Below are 17,333 nucleotides of genomic sequence, written 5' to 3'. Positions count from 1 at the left end.
CGCGCGACGGGCGGCCTCGCGGCCGCGGGCGTCAGCGCTGTCCGACGAGCATCCCGCGCAAATCGCCGAACACCTGCTCCGGGCTCAGCTCGCGCAGGCACTTCAGATGGCCGAGCGGGCATTCGCGTTCGAAGCAGGGACTGCATTCGAGATGCAGCCATTGTACCTTTGCCAGCTCCGACAGCGGCGGGGTATGACGCGGATCGGTCGAGCCGTAGAGCGCGACGAGCGGCCGGCGCAGCGCCGCCGCGACGTGCATCAGCCCGGAATCGTTGGTGACGACCGCGTTCGCGCGCGCGATCAGCGCGCACGCCTCGGTGAGCGAGGTCTGGCCGCAGAGGCTGCGCACGTTCGGCGCGCGCTCGGCGATCGCCTGCGCGGCCGCTGCGTCCTTCGGCGAGCCGAGCGCGACGATCTGCGTATACGGAAAGGACTGGCTCACGCTCTGCGCGAGCGCGGCGAAATGCTCGGGCGGCCAGCGCTTCGCCGGGCCGTACTCGGCGCCCGGGCAGAACACGACGAGCGGCTTGCGCGTGTCGAGGTTGAAGCGCGCGGAAACGCGCGCCGTCTCGTTCAGGTCCGCTTCGAGCCGCGGCGGCGGCAGCGTCTGGAGCGATTCGGGCAGCTTCGCGCCGGGCGCGTATGCAAGCGCCGCGTAATGTTGGGCCATCGGCGCGCGCGTGTCGCGCGCCTTGCCCGGATTCGCGTGCCGCACGTTCAGGAGCATGTAGCGATGCTCGCCCGTGTAGCCGACCCGAAGCGGGATGCCGGCGAGCCACGGGATCAGCGCGGATTTCAGCGAGTTCGGCAGCACGTACGCGGCGTCGTAGCCGAGCTCGCGCAGATCGCTCGCGAGCTGCCAGCGGTGCAGCATCTGCAGCTTGCCGTGCGCGAGCTCGGTCGCGTGGACGTCGTGGATCTCGGGCATCCGCTCCAGCACGGGCGCGACCCACGTGGGCGCCACGGCGTCGATGACGATGCGGGGATGCAGTTTCTTCAGCAGCGCGAAAAGCGGCTGCGCCATCAATGCGTCACCGATCCAGTTCGGTGCGATTACCAACGCGCGACGCATCAGGTCGATTTCCGATGTCGTAATGAAGCGCGACGCTCGTGCGCCGCGCTCGGGTTGCGGGGGAGGGGCGGCGGCGCGCGCCGGACGGCCGGTGCGCGCCGCGTCGGGCGGCGAAGCCGCCGCGCGCTCAATGGTGGCCGCGCAGCACTTCGCCGTCGCGCAGCTTGTAGCGCGTGCCGCAGTACGGGCAGCGCGCCTCGCCGTGCGAGACGTCGATGAACACGCGCGGGTGCGCGCTCCAGCGCGGCATCGCGGGATTCGGGCAGTAAGCGGGCAGATCCTTGGCCGTCAGTTCGATGAGCGGCATTTCCTTGATTTCACTCATGGGGCTTTCTCGTTATGGCGATGGCGAGCGGCGCGCGCCGGCGTTGCGCCGCGCGCCGCATTCTGGCTCAGATCTTCGTGAGCCAGTCCGCGTGCTTCGCGCTCTTGCCGTTGACGACGTCGAAGAACGCGCTTTGCAGCTTTTCGGTGATCGGGCCGCGCGCGCCGCTGCCGATCGTGCGGTTGTCGAGCTCGCGGATCGGCGTGACTTCGGCCGCGGTGCCGGTGAAGAACGCTTCGTCGGCCGTATAGACCTCGTCGCGCGTGATGCGCTTCTCGATCACTTCGATGCCGGCTTCCTTCGCGAGCGTGATGACCGTGTCGCGCGTGATGCCGTCGAGGCACGACGCGAGATCCGGCGTGTAGAGCTTGCCGCGGTTCACGAGGAAGAAGTTCTCGCCGGAGCCTTCGGACACGTAGCCGTCGACGTCGAGCAGGAGCGCCTCGTCGTAGCCGTCGGCCGTCGCTTCCTGGTTCGCGAGGATCGAGTTCACGTACCAGCCGGACGCCTTCGCGCGCACCATCGATACGTTCACGTGATGGCGCGTGAACGACGAGGTCTTCACGCGGATGCCCTTCGCGAGGCCTTCCTCGCCGAGGTACGCGCCCCACGGCCACGCGGCGATCGCGACGTGGATCGTGTTGCCCTTGGCCGACACGCCGAGCTTCTCCGAGCCGATCCAGATGATCGGGCGCAGGTAGCACGACTCGAGCTTGTTCTCGCGCACGACGTCGCGCTGCGCGGCCTCGAGCGTTTCCTGGTCGAACGGCACGTCCATCTGGAAGATCTTCGCCGAGTTCAGCAGGCGCTTCGTGTGCTCCTTCAGGCGGAAGATCGCCGTGCTGCCGTCGGCCGTCTTGTACGCGCGCACGCCCTCGAAGACGCCCATGCCGTAATGCAGCGTGTGGGTCAGCACGTGGATCTTGGCGTCGCGCCATTCGATCAGCTTGCCGTCCATCCAAATCTTGCCGTCGCGATCGGCCATTGACATAGGTCTTCTCCTGGTGGATGCGGGGATGCGCAGAAAGGGCGCGCGGCGGCTCGAAACCGCGCCGCGTCGCAAAGGGGCTCATTTTAGCGTTTTTGTACGCGCAACGGTCGGTACGGCAGAGTCCGGCGCTATAATCGACGCGCAATCTGCGTGAAAAATAACGGGCGGCGGCGCGCGATGCGCGCGAGCGGTCCGGCTTTTCGCCTTCGCGGCGCCTCCTCGATGCTCGCTCGCCTCTCCGCCACCGACCGTTTCGCCCTCGCCCAGGGCTTCCGCGACTTTTCCCCGACGCTGATGGCGATCCTGTCGTGGGGCCTCGTCACCGGCATCGCGATGAGCAAGTCGGTGCTGACGACGGGGCAGGCGCTCGGCATGTCGATCCTCGTCTACGCGGGCTCGTCGCAGCTCGCGGTGCTGCCGCTCTTCGCCGCGAAGCTGCCGGTCTGGACGATTCTCCTGACGGCCGCGATGGTCAACATGCGCTTCGTGATCTTCAGCGCGGGGCTCGCACCCCATTTCTCGTATCTGCCGCTGTGGCGGCGGCTCGCGATCGGCTATTTCAACGGCGACGTGATCTACCTGCTGTTCCAGAAGCAGGGCTTCGCGGCGGGCCACGTGCCCGGCAAGGAGGCGTACTTCTGGGGGATGGCGCTCACGAGCTGGCTTGCATGGCAGGCGTCGTCGCTCGTCGGCATCGCGCTCGCGAGCGCGTTTCCCGACAGTTGGGGGCTCGCGCTCGCCGGCACGCTCGCGCTGATTCCGATCATGGTGTCGGCGATCGCGAACCGCTCGACGCTCACGGCCGTCGCGGTGGCGGGGGGCGTGTCGCTCGTCGCGTTCGAGCTGCCGTACCGGCTCGCGCTGCCGCTCGCGGTGGTCGCGGCGCTTGCGGCGGGCAGCGTCGCCGACTGGTTCGTCGAGCGCGCCGACTGGCGGCGCATCCGGGCGGCGCGCACGGAGGACGCCGAATGAGCGACTGGCAAGTCTGGCTCGCGATCGCCGGGATGACGCTCGTCACCGCGATCACGCGCGCGTTCTTTCTCGCCGGCGGCGAGCGCACGGTGCTGCCCGAGCGCGTGCAGCGCTCGCTGCGCTACGCGCCCGCCGCGGCGCTCGTCGCGGTCGTGCTGCCCGACGTGCTGGAGACGCCCGAAGGCATCTCGTTCGCGCTGTCGAACCACGATTTCTACGCGGCGGCGGCGGGCCTCGCGTGGTTCCTGTGGCGGCGGAGCATGCTCGGCACGATCGTCGTCGGGATGCTCGTGTTCACCGCGCTGCGGGTCCTGTTCTGACCGGTTCCGGCACGGTCGCCCGGCATGCCGGGCGAGCTGCCGCGGCATGCGCGCCGCAACGGCGCGCAATGCTGCGAAATAACAGGAATTCGGCGGGAATTCAGCAGGATTTCGCCGCGCGGCGGGGCAGCGCGCCGGGCGGATCGGCTAGAATGACCCCTTCCGGAATTTTTTCGCGCGCGCCGCGCGGGCCCTGCCGCGCAAAGCCGGCGGGCCGCGCAAGGCCGGCGGGCCGCGCAAGGCGCCCGGCGCGGCGGCGCCGCGCGCGTCGAACCGCCTTCCTTCATCAACCTTCATCAGTCCCATGAGCCAAGTAAAGCGTCTTACCGACCTGATCGCCGAAGGCAAGCTCTCCGGCAAACGTGTGTTCATCCGCGCCGATCTGAACGTGCCGCAGGACGATCACGGCAACATCACCGAAGACACGCGCGTGCGCGCGTCGGTGCCCGCGATCGAGGCGGCGCTCGACGCGGGCGCGGCCGTGATGGTCACGTCGCACCTCGGCCGCCCGACGGAAGGCGAGTTCAAGCCCGAGGATTCGCTCGCGAGCGTCGCGAAGCGGCTGGCCGAGCTGCTCGGCCGCGACGTGCCGCTCGTCGCGAACTGGGTCGAGAACGGCGTCGAAGTCGCGCCGGGCCAGGTCGTGCTGCTCGAGAACTGCCGCGTGAACAAGGGCGAGAAGAAGAATTCGGACGAGCTCGCGCAGAAGATGGCGAAGCTCTGCGACGTCTACGTGAACGACGCGTTCGGCACCGCGCACCGCGCTGAGGCGACCACGCACGGCATCGCGAAGTACGCCCCCGTCGCGTGCGCGGGCCCGCTGCTCGCCGCCGAGCTCGACGCGCTCGGCAAGGCGCTCGGCAACCCGAAGCGTCCGCTGGTGGCGATCGTCGCGGGCTCGAAGGTGTCGACGAAGCTGACGATCCTGAAGTCGCTCGCGGAGAAGGTCGATCAACTGATCGTCGGCGGCGGCATCGCGAACACGTTCATGCTCGCGGCGGGCCTTGCGATCGGCAAGTCGCTCGCGGAAGTCGATCTCGCCGGCGAGGCGAAGGCGATCATCGACGAGGCGAGGAAGCGCGGCGCGTCCGTGCCGATCCCGACCGACGTCGTCGTCGCGAAAGAGTTCTCGCCGACGGCCGCCGCCACCGTGAAGAAGGTCGCCGACATCGAAGCCGACGACATGATCCTCGACATCGGGCCGGACACCGCGAAGGCGCTCGCCGGCCAGCTCGAGAAGGCGGGCACGATCGTCTGGAACGGCCCCGTCGGCGTGTTCGAGTTCGACCAGTTCGGCAACGGCACGAAGACGCTTGCCGACGCGATCGCGAACTCGGCCGCGTTCTCGATCGCGGGCGGCGGCGACACGCTCGCCGCGATCGCGAAGTACGGGATCCACGACAAGGTCAGCTACATCTCGACGGGCGGCGGCGCGTTCCTCGAATTCCTCGAGGGCAAGAAGCTGCCCGCCGTCGAAGTGCTGGAAACGCGCGCGTAAGCGCGCAGCGCGGGCGGCAGCCGCCCGCGTGACGCCGGCGGGCACGCGCGTTGCGCGCTCCGTCGGGCCGGCGGCTCTCGTCAGGCCGCCGGCGGCGCGCCCGGGGCGGGCGCGCCGGACCCGAACCGACGATGCGGCGCCGGCCGTCCACGCCGGCGCCCGCGGACAAAGCGACGCCGGGCGCACGCACCGGCGCGCGTTCCGAAGCGGCGGCGGCTGGGCCGCGCGGCTTCGGCTCTCGCGGCGGTACATCCAGCGCTTTCACTCAGTCAGACGAGGAGATTCATGCACCGCGCCACCAAGATAGTCGCCACGATCGGCCCGGCATCCAGCTCGCCGGAGGTCCTGTTGCAGATGATGCACGCGGGTCTCGACGTCGTGCGGCTCAATTTCTCGCACGGCTCGGCCGACGATCACCGCGAGCGCGCCGAGATGGTCCGCGAGGCCGCGCGCCGGGTCGGCCGGGAAATCGCGATCATGGCGGACCTGCAGGGGCCGAAGATCCGCGTCGGCAAGTTCGAGGCGGGCAAGACGACGCTCGCTCCCGGCCAGCCGTTCGTTCTCGATGCGACGTGCGAGCTCGGCAACGACGAGCGGGTCGGCCTCGACTACAAGGATCTGCCGCGCGACCTGAAGCCGGGCGACGTGCTGCTGCTGAACGATGGCCTGATCGTGCTGAAGGTCGATCGCGTGCTCGGCGACGAGATTCACACGACCGTCAAGGTGGGCGGCGATCTGTCGAACAACAAGGGGATCAACCGGCAGGGTGGCGGGCTGTCGGCGCCCGCGCTGACCGCGAAGGACATGGAGGACATCCGTACCGCGATGTCGCTCGGCGCGGATCTCGTCGCCGTGTCGTTCCCGAAGAACGCGACCGACATGGAGATGGCGCGCCAGCTCGCGAACATCGCGGGCGCGCCTTACGGCATCAAGCCGAAGATGATCGCGAAGATCGAGCGCGCGGAGGCGATTCCGGCGCTGCAGGAGATTCTCGACGCGTCGGACGGGATCATGGTCGCGCGCGGCGACCTGGCCGTCGAGGTCGGCAACGCGGCCGTGCCCGCGCTGCAGAAGCGGATGATCCGGATGGCGCGCGAGTCGAACAAGCTCGTGATCACCGCGACGCAGATGATGGAATCGATGATCCACGCGCCCGTGCCGACGCGCGCGGAGGTGTCGGACGTCGCGAACGCGGTGCTTGACGGCACCGACGCGGTGATGCTGTCCGCCGAGACGGCGACGGGCAAGTACCCGGCCGTGACGATCGAGGCGATGGCGGCCATCTGCGTCGAGGCGGAGAAATCCGAGCACGTCGAGCTCGACAAGGACTTCCTCGACCGCACGTTCACGCGGATCGACCAGTCGATCGCGATGGGCGCGCTCTTCACCGCGTATCACCTGGGCGCGAAGGCGATCGTCGCGCTGACCGAATCAGGCGCGACGGCGCTCTGGATGTCGCGCCACTACACGCACGTGCCGATCTTCGCGCTGACGCCGCGGGTCGGCAGCGAGCGCACGATGGCGCTCTTTCGCAACGTGACGCCGCTGCACGTCGACTTCGACAGCGACCGCGATTCCGCGCTGCAGCAGGCGCTCGAGCTGATCGTGCGGCGCGGCTACGTCGCGCACGGCGACATGGTCGTGCTGACGGTCGGCGAGCCGATGGGGCAGGCGGGCGGCACGAACACGCTGAAGATCGTGCGCGTCGGCGAGCATTACTGAAGCGGAACGGACGCCCGGCGAGCGCGAGCGCCTGCCGGGCATGCCGCTTGCGCGGGAACGAAGAAGCCGCGGGGGTCCGACGCCCCGCGGCTTTTTCGCTTGAAGGCGGCCTGAAAGACGTAACAAATTGCCAGCGAATCCGCCATTTGGCCTGAATCGGGGGCGCTTCGCGATAAAATGCGGCTATTCGACGCTCGGCCGCGCCGGTCCGCCCGCCTGTCATCCGGGGCGGGCCGTCAAGCGCCGCGTAGGGCGCAAGGTTTTCATTCAAGGAGTACCACAATGCCTCTCGTATCAATGCGTCAACTGCTGGATCACGCAGCGGAGAACGGCTACGGCCTGCCCGCGTTCAACGTGAACAACCTGGAGCAGGTGCAGGCGATCATGGCGGCCGCCGACGAAGTCGGCGCGCCCGTGATCATGCAGGCGTCGGCGGGCGCCCGGAAGTACGCGGGCGAGGCGTTCCTGCGCCACCTGATCGAAGCGGCGGTCGAGTCGTACCCGCACATTCCCGTCGTGATGCACCAGGATCACGGCCAGTCGCCCGCCGTGTGCATGACGGCAATTCGCAGCGGCTTCACGAGCGTGATGATGGACGGCTCGCTCGAGGCCGACGGCAAGACGGTCGCATCGTACGAGTACAACGTCGACGTATCCCGCAAGGTCGTCGAGATGGCGCACTCGATCGGCGTGACGGTCGAGGCCGAGCTCGGCGTGCTCGGCTCGCTCGAGACGATGAAGGGCGACAAGGAAGACGGCCACGGCGCCGAAGGCACGATGACGCGCGAGCAACTGCTGACGGACCCCGAGCAGGCCGCCGACTTCGTCAAGCTCACGCAGTGCGACGCGCTCGCGATCGCGATCGGCACGTCGCACGGCGCGTACAAGTTCACGAAGAAGCCGACGGGCGACATCCTGTCGATCCAGCGGATCAAGGAAATCCACGCGCGCATCCCGAACACGCACCTCGTGATGCACGGCTCGTCGTCGGTGCCGCAGGATCTGCTCGCGGAAATCCGCGAGTTCGGCGGCGACATGAAGGAAACCTACGGCGTGCCCGTCGAGGAAATCCAGGAAGGCATCAAGCATGGCGTGCGCAAGGTCAACATCGACACCGACCTGCGTCTCGCGATCACGGGCGCGATCCGCCGCTACATGTTCGAGAATCCGGGCAAGTTCGACCCGCGCGACTACCTGAAGCCCGCACGCGAAGCGGCGAAGAAGATCTGCGTCGCGCGCTATCTGGCGTTCGGCTGCGAAGGCCAGGCGGCGAAGATCAAGCCGGTGCCGCTCGAGAAGATCGCCGAGAAGTACAAGGCCGGCGCTCTCGCGCAAGTGGTGCGTTGAGTCTGTAGTACGATCTGGCCGGCCCGCGGGCGGGGCGGCCGGATACGCCCGGCCCGGCCCCGAAGCCGGCCGGCCCCGCCGGGCCAAGCCGCCCGGCCGGTTCGCCGAAGTATTGCAAGGCCGCCGTTCCCGCCAGCCGCGGGGAACGGCGTTTCCCTTTTTGTTTGGCTCCTTATCTGCGAAAAGACGATGTCTACTCTCTACGAATCCACGCTGCGCTCGCTGCCGCTTCTCGGTCGCGGCAAGGTCCGCGACAACTACGCGGTCGGCAACGACAAGCTCCTGATCGTCACGACCGATCGCCTGTCGGCGTTCGACGTCATCATGGGCGAGCCGATTCCGAACAAGGGCCGCGTGCTGAACCAGATGGCGAACTTCTGGTTCGACAAGCTCGCGCACATCGTCCCGAACCATCTGACGGGCGTCGCGCCCGAGACGGTCGTCGCCGCCGACGAAGTCGGGCAGGTGAAGGGGCGCGCGGTCGTCGTCAAGCGGCTCGAGCCGATCCTCGTCGAGGCGGTCGTGCGCGGCTATCTCGCGGGCAGCGGCTGGAAGGACTACCAGGCGACAGGCAAGGTGTGCGGCGTCGAGCTGCCGGCCGGCCTCTCGAACGCGCAGAAGCTCCCCGAGCCGATCTTCACGCCCGCCGCGAAGGCCGAGATGGGCCATCACGACGAGAACATCTCGTTCGAGGAAACCGAGCGCCGCATCGGCACCGAGCTCGCCGCGACGATCCGCGACATCTCGATCAAGCTGTACAAGGAAGCGGCCGACTACGCGGCGACGCGCGGCATCATCATCGCCGACACGAAGTTCGAGTTCGGCCTCGACGAGCACGGCAAGCTGTTCCTGATGGACGAGGCGCTGACGGCCGATTCGTCGCGCTTCTGGCCGGCGGACGAATACCGGGTCGGCACGAATCCGCCGTCGTTCGACAAGCAGTTCGTCCGCGACTGGCTAGAGGCGCAGAACTGGAGCAAGGAGCCGCCCGCGCCGAAGCTGCCCGACGACGTGGTCGCGAAGACGAGCGCGAAGTATCAGGAAGCGCTCGAGCGCATCACGGGCAAGACGCTCGACTGAGCATCGTCCGATTCACCGAAACGAGGAAGCGCACGATGAGCGAAGTCCAGACCGCCCACACGCACAGCGCGCCGCTCGTCGGCGTGCTGATGGGTTCCAGCTCCGACTGGGACGTGATGAAGCACGCCGTCGCGATCCTGCAGGAATTCGACGTGCCGTACGAGGCGAAGGTCGTGTCCGCGCACCGGATGCCCGACGAGATGTTCGACTACGCTCAGAAGGCGCGCGAGCGCGGCCTGCGCGCGATCATCGCGGGCGCGGGCGGCGCCGCGCACCTGCCCGGCATGCTCGCCGCGAAGACGACGGTGCCCGTGCTCGGCGTGCCCGTGGCGAGCAAGTACCTGAAGGGCGTCGATTCGCTGCATTCGATCGTGCAGATGCCGAAGGGCGTGCCGGTGGCGACGTTCGCGATCGGCGAGGCCGGCGCGGCGAACGCGGCGCTTTTCGCGGTGTCGATCCTGGCCGGCACGTCGGTCGACTACGCGAACCGGCTCGCCGCGTTCCGCGTGCGGCAGAACGAGGCCGCGCACGCGATGGCGCTGCCGCCGCTGTGAGGCCGCCGCGCGAGCCGCTTGCAACATCGATCGTCCTGACCGCGGCGGGCGCCGCCGCCCGCCGACACCGACCCCAGGGTCTGTTTTACATATCATGACTGCACTCCCCACCCCGAATTCCCCGATCCTGCCGGGCGCCTGGCTCGGCATGGTCGGCGGCGGCCAGCTCGGCCGCATGTTCTGCTTCGCCGCGCAGGCGATGGGCTACCGCGTCGCGGTGCTCGATCCCGATCCGACGAGCCCCGCGGGCGCCGTCGCGGACAAGCATCTGCGCGCCGCGTACGACGACGAGGCCGCGCTCGCCGAGCTCGCGCAATGGTGCGACGCCGTGTCGACCGAGTTCGAGAACGTGCCCGCCGCGAGCCTCGACTTTCTCGCGCAATCGACGTTCGTCGCGCCCGCCGGCCGATGCGTCGCGATCGCGCAGGACCGGATCGCCGAGAAGCGGTTCATCGCGGCGTCCGGCGTGTCCGTCGCGCCGCACGTCGTGATCGAGTCGCCCGCGCAGCTCGCGGCGCTCGCCGATGCGGATCTCGCCGCGGTGCTGCCCGGCATCCTGAAGACCGCGCGCCTCGGCTACGACGGCAAGGGGCAGGTGCGCGTCGCGACCGTGCGGGAAGCGAGAGACGGGTACGCGTCGCTCGGCGGCGTGCCGTGCGTGCTCGAGAAGCGCCTGCCGCTCAAATACGAAGTGTCGGCGCTGATCGTGCGTGGCGCGGATGGCGCGTCCGCGGTGTTTCCGCTCGCGCAGAACACGCATCACGGCGGCATCCTGTCGCTGACCGTCGTGCCCGCGCCCGCCGCGAACGACGCGCTCGTGCGCGACGCGCAGCAGGCGGCCGTGCGGATCGCCGATTCGCTCGAATACGTCGGCGTGCTGTGCGTCGAGTTCTTCGTGCTCGAGGACGGCTCGCTCGTCGCGAACGAAATGGCGCCGCGGCCGCACAATTCCGGCCACTACACGGTCGATGCGTGCGAGACGAGCCAGTTCGAGCAGCAGGTGCGCGCGATGACGCGGCTGCCACTCGGCAGCACGCGCCAGCATTCGCCCGCCGCGATGCTCAACGTGCTCGGCGACGTGTGGTTCGCGGACGGCGCGTCGGGCGAGCCCGTCACGCCGCCGTGGGACCAGGTCGCCGCGATGCCGACCGCGCGGCTGCATCTGTACGGCAAGGAAGACGCGCGCGCCGGCCGCAAGATGGGCCACGTGAACTTCACCGCGGCGACGCTCGACGGCGCGGTCGCGGGCGCGACCGCCTGCGCGCGGCTGCTGCGCATTCCGCTCGACTGACGGGGCGCGCGATGTCGAACGATCGACCGATTCCGACCGCCGAGCAGATCGACGAGGCCGCCGGGCTGCTCGATGCGGGCGAACTCGTCGCGTTTCCGACCGAGACCGTCTACGGGCTCGGCGGCGACGCGCAGAACCCGGCCGCCGTCGCGCGCATTTATGCGGCGAAAGGGCGGCCGGCGAACCATCCTGTGATCGTCCACCTCGCGCCGGGCAGCGACCCGGGCTACTGGGTCGATTCGTTGCCCGCCGACGCGCAAAAGTTGATCGACGCGTTCTGGCCCGGCCCGCTCACGCTGATCCTGAAGCGCGCCGCGCATATTCCGGACGCGGTGAGCGGCGGGCAGGACTCGGTCGGCCTGCGTTGCCCGTCGCATCCGGTCGCGCAGGCGCTGTTGCGCGCGTTCGACGCGCGTCGCGGCGGGCACGGCGGCGTCGCCGCGCCGTCGGCGAACCGCTTCGGCCACGTGAGCCCGACCACCGCGCAGCACGTGCGCGACGAGTTCGGCGATGCCGTCCACGTGCTCGACGGCGGCCCGTCCGACGTCGGGATCGAATCGACGATTCTCGATCTGTCGCGCGGCTTTCCGGCGCTGCTGCGCCCGGGCCAGGTGACGCCGCGGCAGATCGCCGACGTGCTCGGCGTCGCGCCGCGCCTGCCCGACGGCAGCGACGCGACCGCGCCGCGCGCGTCCGGCACGCTGAAGGCGCATTACGCGCCGCGCACGCCGCTCGCGCTTGCGCCGTTCGAGCGGATCGAGCCGCTGCTCGCGGCCGCGCGCGATGCCGGCGAGCGGGTCGCGCTCGTCGCGCGCGCATCGCGTGCCGGCGCGTGGGCGCACGCGCAGGGCGTGCATTTCGTTGCGGCGCCCGAGGACCCGCAAGTCTACGCGCGCGAGCTCTACGGGCTGTTGCGCGCGCTCGATCGTGCGCAGGTCGCGCGCATTCTCGTCGAGAAGCTGCCGGATACGGCCGAATGGATCGCGGTGAACGACCGGCTCGGCCGTGCGGCGGCTGCGTTCGACGCGCTGGAGTGAACGCCGGGCGGCGAGGCGGTTGATTCGGCGGGCCGGCGAAGCCGGGCGTGGCTTCGTTATGCTGCTCTTGTCGCCCAAGCGACGAAAAGCCCCGCAGGGCCGGCTCCTCCAATGGCAAACGCCCGGTTCGCATCACGCGAACCGGGCGTTTTCGCTTCACGACGCGGATCCGTCTCCGCGTCGCGACCGGGCGGGGCGTGCGAGACGCGCCGCCCGCCGCGCGCCGGCGCCTTACTTGCCGACGCCCGTCTTCGCGATCTGCTGCTCGACGTACTGCGCGAAGAGCGCGTGCAGGCGCGTCGTCGGGTGGACCGTGTCGGCGAACATATAGGTCTGGTCCGCGTTCGCGACCGTGTACATCTGCGGCGAGCAGAACAGCGACGAGCCGAACGCGGTCGGGTTCGAGACGCCCGCCTTCGTCGCGGCGGCGATCATCGACTGCAGGTTGCACGCAGTGCCCGTGTTCGCCACCGAGAAGCCGTTGCCCTGATAGTTCGCGGCGATGCCGTCCTGCCACGTGAACGCGTCGATCAGCACGGCCTTCGCGGGGTCGACGTTCAGCGCCTTCAGCGCCGCGGCGAGCGTGCTGTTGAAGACCGTCGACAACTGCGTGAGCGCGGCCTGCTGGCCCGTCGACACCGCGAGCGGCGTGCCGCCGATGTCCGGCACGTTCGACACGAACACGTGCGTCGCGCCCGCCGCGACGATCTGCTGGACGATGCCCGCGAGCTGCTGCGCGGCAAGGCCGATCTGCTGCGCGGCGGCGAGCTGCGCGGCGGGCGTATTGCCCTGAGCCTGCGCGACCTGCACCTGATAGAAGATGTCGTTCGCGCCGCCGTTGACGAGCACGATCTGATTCGCGTTGAAGCTGCCGTGCTGCTGCAGGTATTGCTGCACCTGCGTCGCGACGGGCACGGTCGTCGCCTGCGCGTAATCGGCGTTCGCGACGCTCGCGTCCGCGTGGCCGATACCCGGCTGCTGCGTGACACGCGAGCCGCCCTGCGCGTAGCCCAGGCCGCCTGCCGCCTGCAGCGGCACGCCGAAGCCGCCCTCGAACGCCGGCGTGAGCGTGCTGCCGTAGTAGGCGGCGACGTCCTGCGTCCACACCTGGCCCGGATTCGTCGTGAAGCGGCCGCCGCCGAAGCCGATCAGGATCTGCGGCGAGTAGGTGCCGGCGTCCGACAGGCTGTCGCCGAAAGACACGACCTGCATGTTCACGCCGGCGCTCGGCTGCGACGAGCCGTTGTCGTCGCCGCCGCCGCACGCGGCGAGGAGCGCGAACGCGGCGCTCGCGAGCGCGACCTGCGCGCCGCGCCAGAAGCGGCGGCGTGCGGTGCCGGCGGGTTGTTGTTGTCGTTGCTGCTGATTCATGCGGGTCTCTCCTCGTAGATATGCTTGTGCTGCATGGCCTGCGCCGTGCCGCGCCGCAACGTGTGGCGGCGACGCGGCCCGGCGCGATAGTGGTGAAGCCGTGTTTCGTTATCGTTCGCGGGGCGCGGCGGCGAGCGCGGGCGGCTCGTGCGGCTGCGCGCGCGCATGCGCAACCCGAGCATGATAAGCGCTCGCCCATTCGGGCGGGCCGAAAACGGCACGCAGCTTGTTGCGCCAGCCTTCGACGCCGAACGCGTCGGCCGCCATCGACCGCCATTCATGGAACGTCGCGACGAGCGGATTGTTCGACCGGAGCGGCTCGACGATCCCGTATTCGGGCGGATCGCGCGGGTCCTCGTCGACGTAGCTGCCGAACAGGCGATCCCAGATCACGAGCACGCCGGCGTAGTTGCGATCAATGTAGCGCGGGTTGCGCGCATGGTGCGCGCGGTGGATCGACGGCGTGTTCAGCACGTATTCGAGCCAGCCGAGCTTCGGAATCGTCTGCGTATGGACGAAGAACTGGAACGCGAGGTTAATGAGCACGATGCCGACGATCTGCTGCGGCGCGAAGCCGAGAAACGCGAGCGGCAGCCAGAACGCCCACATGCCGGCGATCGGATACATCAGGCTTTGCCGCATCGCGGTCGAGAAATTCAGGCGCTCGGACGAATGGTGGACGACGTGCGCGGCCCACAGCCAGCGCACGCGGTGGCTGCAGCGGTGGAACACGTAGTAGAGCAGGTCCTGCGCGACGAACAGCACGGCGAACGACACCCACGTGCTGTCCCACGTGAAGAGCCGGTAGTGCGTGTAGCAGTACGCATAGATCGGGATCACGAAGATCCACGCGATCTTGTCCGCGCCCTGGTGCATCAGCGCGAGCGCCGCGTTGCAGAGCGTATCGCGCAGGTTGTAGACGCGCTCGCCGGGGCGCGTGCGCGCGAGGTGCCACGCTTCCCAGCCGATGCAGAGCAGGAAGACGGGCGCGAGCGCGAGCAGAAGCAATTCGACGTTGAATTGCATGAGTGTCTCCCTCTTGTTGTGGTTCGCGCGATCCGGCGCATGCGGCTTGCGGCCCACGCGCGCGGTTCGGTGGCGTCAATTGCAGCCAAAAGGGTACGCAATCGGCGTACCGGACGCGAGAGTGTTTCGTAGAGGGAGTCTTCGACGGGCGCGCGGCATGGTGCGGCGCGCCGAGCCGCGGCGGCGGCCATCGGCGAAACCCACGGGGACGGACGTCCGCGTGGAACATGGCCGGAAAACAGCGAGGAAAACGGCGAGGAAAACGGCGGGGGCGGAATCGGTTCCGGTCCGCGCGCGGCCGCGCGAAGGCCGCGCCGCCGCCGTGCGTGCCGGACGCGAATCAGTGCGGCCCTTCGTACACCCATTCGAGCAGCGCGTCGTGCGCCGCGCGCGCGGCCGCCGCGCGGTCGTCGTTGATGAAGCTGACGACGACGTAGCTCGACCCGTCCGCCGACGCGACGTAGCCCGCGATCGCACGCACGTCGCGCAGCGTGCCCGTCTTGATGTGCGCGTTGCCGCCGACGGGCGCGTTCGTCAGCCGGTTCTTCATCGTGCCGTCGACGCCCGCGACCGGCAGCGAATCGACGAACGCCTGCGCGACGGGGCTCGCGTTCGCCGCCTGCAGCATGTCGGCAAGCGACAGCGCGCTCACGCGCTCGTCGCGCGAGAGCCCGGAGCCGTTCTCGAGCGCGAGCCCGTCGATCGGCAGCCCGCTTTTCGCGAGGAACGCGCGGATCGTGTCCGCCGACTGAGCGGGCGTCGCGGGCGGCTGGTGCTCGACCGCGCCGATCGTGAGGAACAGGTTGCGCGCCATCACGTTGTTGCTGAACTTGTTGATGTCGTGCACGACGCTCGACAGCACCGGGCCGTGGTGCGACGCCACCGGCCGCGCGCGGCCCGGCACCTTGCCCTCGGCGATCGTCCCCGAGAACAAGCCGCCCGTCTGGCGCCACAGCGCGAGGAAGCCGCGCGCGAAGAACGCGGAATGGTTCAGCACCGCGAGATTGGTCGTCGTCGGGCCGCAGCTCGGCGGATAGTCGCCCGTGAACGACGCGGTGAGCTCGCCGTTCGCGTCGGTCGCGAGCGTCGGTCGCGCCGAGCCGCACGAGCCTTGTCCTTCGACGAGCTGGTTGTCGACGCTCAGGTTCGCGAGCGGCGGCACGACGTCGACCGCGACCGCGCCGTTGTCGGTCGGCGTCACCGTGAACGACAGCGCCTTGAACGCGTAGAGAAGCGGATCGGGGCCGACGTTGTACGGCGCGCTCGCGTCGTCGTCGAGCGGCGGCAGGTCGCGCGTCTCGGGCGCGAAGAAGGTCTTGTCGAGCACGAGCGCGCCGTCCACGTTGACGATCCCCGCGCGGCGGATCTTGTTGACGAGGTCGATCAGTTCCTCGGGCACGAGCTTCGGATCGCCCGTGCCCTTCACGTACAGCGTGCCGTGCAGCGTGCCGTTCTCGTCGACGTCGCCGTCCGCATACGCGCTCGTGCGCCAGCGATAGTCGGCGCCGAGCAGCGACAGCCCCGCGTAGGTCGTCACGAGCTTCATCGTCGATGCGGGCTGCATTGGCCGGCTCGCGTTCCATGCGACGACGGGCGTGCGATCGCCGATCCGCTCGACGGCGACGCTCAGGCTCGACGCCGGCACGCGCGCGCGCTGCAGCGCGACGAGCACCGACGCGGGCAGCACGTTGCGCGCGGCCGACACCGCCGCCGGATAGCGCGGCGGCTTCGGCTTCCTGCGGGCGTCGGCGGGCGCGGCGAACGCGAGCGCGGCGCACGCCGCGGCGAGCATCGCGCCGCGCAGGAGCGCGCGCGGCGCGCGGGCGGCGGGACCGGTCGGACGTGGCGAGGCGGCGTAGCGGGAGGCGTTGTGATTCATCGACGAATACGGGAGCGGAAGGCGACGTGAGCAATGGGCGTGCGCGGGCGGCGCGCGGTGCCAAGCCGCACATTGTAGAGAAAACGGCGCGCGAGCAGCGCCGAAATCGGCCGAAGGTCCGTTCGCGCGCGCGGCGGCGCTACAATGTCCGCCATCTCGAACGCATGCGACGGACGTTTTTCAGGATGCGGATATTGCTGGTTGAAGACGATCGGATGATCGCCGAAGGGGTGCGCAAGGCGCTGAAGGCCGACGGCTGCGCGGTCGACTGGGTGCAGGACGGCGATGCGGCGCTCACCGCGCTCGGCGGCGAGGCGTACGATCTGCTGCTGCTCGATCTCGGGCTGCCCAAGCGCGACGGCATCGACGTGCTGCGCACGCTGCGCGCGCGCGGGCTCGCGCTGCCGGTGCTGATCCTGACCGCGCGCGACGCGGTGGCCGATCGCGTGAAGGGCCTCGACGCCGGCGCCGACGACTATCTCGTCAAGCCGTTCGATCTCGACGAGCTCGCCGCGCGGATGCGCGCGCTGATCCGCCGCCAGTCGGGGCGCAGCGAATCGCTGATCCGGCACGGCACGCTGACGCTCGATCCGGCGTCGCACCAGGTGACGCTCGGCGGTGCGCCCGTCGCGCTGTCGGCGCGCGAATTCGCGCTGCTGGAAGCGCTGCTCGCGCGACCGGGCGCGGTGCTGTCGAAGAGCCAGCTCGAAGAGAAGATGTACGGCTGGGGCGAGGAGATCGGCAGCAACACCGTCGAAGTCTATATCCACGCGCTGCGCAAGAAGCTCGGCTCGGACCTGATCCGCAACGTCCGCGGCCTCGGCTACATGGTCGTGAAGGAAGCGTAG

At 69.4% G+C, this 17,333-nt stretch carries 17 protein-coding genes; 11 read left to right on the top strand and 6 right to left on the bottom strand.

Annotation, left to right across the window (positions count from 1 at the left end; genetic code table 11):
- Window positions 1-31: 31 nt before the first annotated feature.
- From waaF to AQ610_RS15165, 3 genes are all read right to left on the bottom strand, one after another.
- Entirely contained in the window at window positions 32-1,072 is a 1,041-nt protein-coding gene (gene waaF / locus AQ610_RS15175) for a lipopolysaccharide heptosyltransferase II (protein WP_006024699.1), read from the bottom strand.
- A gap of 127 nt (window positions 1,073-1,199) precedes the next feature.
- Window positions 1,200-1,397, bottom strand: coding sequence for a zinc-finger domain-containing protein (locus tag AQ610_RS15170; protein ID WP_004197553.1), 198 nt, complete (start codon window positions 1,395-1,397; stop codon window positions 1,200-1,202).
- Between the two features lie 67 nt (window positions 1,398-1,464).
- The gene (locus tag AQ610_RS15165) at window positions 1,465-2,388 is read right to left on the bottom strand and encodes a branched-chain amino acid transaminase (RefSeq protein ID WP_009911362.1); all 924 of its coding nucleotides are present in this window, start codon (window positions 2,386-2,388) and stop codon (window positions 1,465-1,467) included.
- 222 nt (window positions 2,389-2,610) lie between these two features.
- On the opposite strand from AQ610_RS15165, the gene AQ610_RS15160 reads away from it, so the two are divergent.
- The 10 genes from AQ610_RS15160 (at window position 2,611) to AQ610_RS15120 (ending at window position 12,209) form a co-directional block, all read left to right on the top strand.
- A complete protein-coding gene (locus AQ610_RS15160) occupies window positions 2,611-3,360 on the top strand; it encodes an AzlC family ABC transporter permease (RefSeq protein WP_006024701.1) in 750 nt (249 codons plus the stop codon).
- The gene (locus AQ610_RS15155) at window positions 3,357-3,680 is read left to right on the top strand and encodes a branched-chain amino acid transport AzlD family protein (RefSeq protein ID WP_006024703.1); all 324 of its coding nucleotides are present in this window, start codon (window positions 3,357-3,359) and stop codon (window positions 3,678-3,680) included. Before AQ610_RS15160 ends, AQ610_RS15155 begins: the two co-directional genes overlap by 4 nt.
- 304 nt (window positions 3,681-3,984) lie before the next feature.
- Window positions 3,985-5,178 (top strand): phosphoglycerate kinase, encoded by a 1,194-nt coding sequence (locus AQ610_RS15150; RefSeq protein WP_006024705.1) that lies wholly within the window; start codon window positions 3,985-3,987, stop codon window positions 5,176-5,178.
- Between the two features lie 28 nt (window positions 5,179-5,206).
- Window positions 5,207-5,485 (top strand): hypothetical protein, encoded by a 279-nt coding sequence (locus AQ610_RS38155; protein WP_080594890.1) that lies wholly within the window; start codon window positions 5,207-5,209, stop codon window positions 5,483-5,485.
- The gene (gene pyk, locus AQ610_RS15145) at window positions 5,464-6,900 is read left to right on the top strand and encodes a pyruvate kinase (RefSeq protein ID WP_009911366.1); all 1,437 of its coding nucleotides are present in this window, start codon (window positions 5,464-5,466) and stop codon (window positions 6,898-6,900) included. The genes AQ610_RS38155 and pyk overlap by 22 nt, the downstream gene beginning before the upstream one ends.
- A 282-nt stretch (window positions 6,901-7,182) precedes the next feature.
- Window positions 7,183-8,247 (top strand): class II fructose-bisphosphate aldolase, encoded by a 1,065-nt coding sequence (gene fba / locus AQ610_RS15140; protein ID WP_009911367.1) that lies wholly within the window; start codon window positions 7,183-7,185, stop codon window positions 8,245-8,247.
- Between the two features lie 189 nt (window positions 8,248-8,436).
- Entirely contained in the window at window positions 8,437-9,327 is an 891-nt protein-coding gene (locus tag AQ610_RS15135) for a phosphoribosylaminoimidazolesuccinocarboxamide synthase (RefSeq protein ID WP_006024708.1), read from the top strand.
- Window positions 9,328-9,362: 35 nt separating this feature from the next.
- On the top strand, window positions 9,363-9,881 hold the full coding sequence (purE, locus tag AQ610_RS15130) for a 5-(carboxyamino)imidazole ribonucleotide mutase (RefSeq protein WP_006024709.1): 519 nt from the start codon (window positions 9,363-9,365) through the stop codon (window positions 9,879-9,881).
- A gap of 94 nt (window positions 9,882-9,975) precedes the next feature.
- Window positions 9,976-11,172, top strand: coding sequence for a 5-(carboxyamino)imidazole ribonucleotide synthase (locus AQ610_RS15125; protein WP_009911369.1), 1,197 nt, complete (start codon window positions 9,976-9,978; stop codon window positions 11,170-11,172).
- Between the two features lie 11 nt (window positions 11,173-11,183).
- Window positions 11,184-12,209, top strand: a complete 1,026-nt coding sequence (locus AQ610_RS15120) for an L-threonylcarbamoyladenylate synthase (protein ID WP_006024711.1) — start codon at window positions 11,184-11,186, stop codon at window positions 12,207-12,209.
- Between the two features lie 231 nt (window positions 12,210-12,440).
- On the opposite strand, the gene AQ610_RS15115 is transcribed toward AQ610_RS15120, so the two are convergent.
- The 3 genes from AQ610_RS15115 to dacB all read right to left on the bottom strand — a co-directional run bounded on the left by AQ610_RS15115 (window position 12,441) and on the right by dacB (window position 16,485).
- Complete coding sequence (locus AQ610_RS15115; RefSeq protein ID WP_006024712.1) at window positions 12,441-13,580, bottom strand: SGNH/GDSL hydrolase family protein; 1,140 nt, start codon at window positions 13,578-13,580, stop codon at window positions 12,441-12,443.
- Window positions 13,581-13,688: 108 nt separating this feature from the next.
- Window positions 13,689-14,606: a sterol desaturase family protein gene (locus AQ610_RS15110; RefSeq protein ID WP_006024713.1), complete on the bottom strand. Its 918-nt coding sequence runs from the start codon at window positions 14,604-14,606 to the stop codon at window positions 13,689-13,691.
- A 340-nt stretch (window positions 14,607-14,946) separates the two neighbouring features.
- The gene (gene dacB, locus AQ610_RS15105) at window positions 14,947-16,485 is read right to left on the bottom strand and encodes a D-alanyl-D-alanine carboxypeptidase/D-alanyl-D-alanine endopeptidase (RefSeq protein WP_006024714.1); all 1,539 of its coding nucleotides are present in this window, start codon (window positions 16,483-16,485) and stop codon (window positions 14,947-14,949) included.
- A 185-nt stretch (window positions 16,486-16,670) separates the two neighbouring features.
- Between dacB and AQ610_RS15100 the strand changes: the two genes are divergently transcribed.
- On the top strand, window positions 16,671-17,333 hold the full coding sequence (locus AQ610_RS15100) for a response regulator (protein ID WP_006024715.1): 663 nt from the start codon (window positions 16,671-16,673) through the stop codon (window positions 17,331-17,333).

This window comes from Burkholderia humptydooensis (assembly GCF_001513745.1).
GTDB classification, from domain to species: Bacteria; Pseudomonadota; Gammaproteobacteria; order Burkholderiales; family Burkholderiaceae; genus Burkholderia; species Burkholderia humptydooensis.
This window is presented reverse-complemented; position numbering and strand designations above follow the sequence as displayed.